The sequence below is a fragment of the Microaerobacter geothermalis genome (assembly GCF_021608135.1).
Classification (GTDB): Bacteria; Bacillota; Bacilli; order DSM-22679; family DSM-22679; genus Microaerobacter; species Microaerobacter geothermalis.
In genome coordinates, this window is sequence record NZ_JAKIHL010000078.1 from 1 (window position 1) to 1,896 (window position 1,896).

Genomic DNA, 1,896 nt, shown 5'->3' on the forward strand with positions numbered 1-1,896 from the left:
GTGCGCCCAGCATGGGCGATCATCTATAGGGTGAAAGTCCCGAACGGGGGCTGGCGAGCGCCTACCGTTAGCCAAGAGCAAGGGTGTCCGCCGCGAGGCGGAATCTGGAGGAAGCTGGAGGCAAACGCTCGGTCTAAGGTACACGAACCCAATTCGAGGCTGTTATAGTCGGATGAGCCAGCTAAACATGGTGAAGTCCAAAGCCGCCAAAGGCTATAGCAGTATACTTGGGTAGGCACATGAGCGGAAAGATGACGTTCTTACCTGGGGAGACCTGCACGGAACGCCATCTACCGATGGTAACCGAAGTCGAAAGGCTTCGCTGAACGTGTAGGAGTCAGCAGACGCCGTAGTACGCAAGTACGGGACGCCGGAAAGCGGAAGGGCCGAACGTCAACTCAAGGATGGGTCAGAATCTTTCGAGAAGCGATGTGTTGAAAGCAGAATTCCGCAAGGAACTACTTCGGGAGAGTAGGGGTGAAGCCCCGAGGGCACCGGAGAGGGCAGAGCATCGACCGGCAAGACCTGAATGTCATCCTGCGAAGGGAGAAGTATCCAAGATGGACTTGATGGAACAAATCGTGTCACGGCAGAATCTACTGGAAGCCCTGCACCGAGTGGAATCCAACAAAGGCGCGGCGGGTATCGATGGAGTCTCAACCGAGCAACTCCGGGAATATATCGTGCAGCGCTGGGAAACGATTCGCCAGCACTTGCTAGAAGGAACCTACAAGCCTTCTCCTGTCCGGAGGGTCGAAATCCCGAAACCCGATGGTGGAGCAAGGCTGCTTGGGATTCCTACCGTGATCGATCGATTAATCCAACAAGCCATCCTCCAAGTGCTGACACCAATCTTCGACCCGGAATTTTCCCCGAACAGCTTTGGTTTTCGCCCCAATCGGCGCGGTCATGACGCCGTACGGCAAGCCCAGCGATTTATCCGGGAAGAATACCGTATCGTAGTCGATATCGACTTAGCGCAATTCTTTGACCGAGTAAATCACGACATCCTGATGAGCAGAGTAGCGCGGAAAGTAAAGGACAAGCGAGTTCTGAAGCTGATCCGAGCGTACTTGCAAGCAGGGGTGATGGTTGGCGGAATTTGTGTAAGAAGCGAGGAAGGAACGCCGCAAGGTGGCCCGTTGAGTCCGTTACTGGCAAACATTCTGCTCGACGACTTGGATAAAGAACTTACGCGAAGAGGCTCGCGGTTCGTCCGCTATGCGGACGACTGTAACATCTACGTAAAGACAAAGCGAGCGGGAGAACGGGTGAAGGCAAGTGTCACGCGATTCTTGGAGGGGAAGTTAAAACTCAAGGTAAATGAGGAGAAAAGTGCGGTGGACTGGCCTTGGAAGCGAAAGTTTCTGGGATTCAGTTTCACGGCACAGAAAGAAGCAAAGGTTCGCATTGCGCCAAAATCGCTAAAGCGAGTCAAAGACAAAATTCGGCAACTGACAAACCCCACATGGAGCATCTCCATGGAGGAGCGCATCCGGCTACTAAATCAATACCTGATGGGATGGATGGGGTACTTTGCCCTCATAGAAACACCATCCGTACTGAAGGCGTTAGAGGATTGGATACGTCGGAGGTTGCGCTTGTGTCTTTGGCACCAATGGAAACGAGTCCGGACAAGAATCCGCGAACTGAGGGCATTAGGCCTTCCGGAACGGCAAGTCTTCGAAATAGCGAATACACGAAAAGGCGCGTGGCGTACCACACATACTCCCCACTTACACAAAGCCCTCGGAATCGCCTACTGGCAATCCCGAGGACTCAAGAGTTTAACCCAAAGATATAACGAACTTCGTCAAGGTTGGCGAACCGCCTAGTGCGGAACCGCATGCTAGGTGGTGTGAGAAGACGGGGGTTAGTCGCCCCCTCTTACTCGAT

At 53.5% G+C, this 1,896-nt stretch carries 1 protein-coding gene; it reads left to right on the top strand.

Features of this window, described 5'->3' with window-relative positions; genetic code table 11:
* Positions 1-560 precede the first annotated feature (560 nt).
* Positions 561-1,835, top strand: coding sequence for a group II intron reverse transcriptase/maturase (gene ltrA / locus L1765_RS15805; RefSeq protein ID WP_236408433.1), 1,275 nt, complete (start codon positions 561-563; stop codon positions 1,833-1,835).
* Positions 1,836-1,896: the final 61 nt, after the last annotated feature.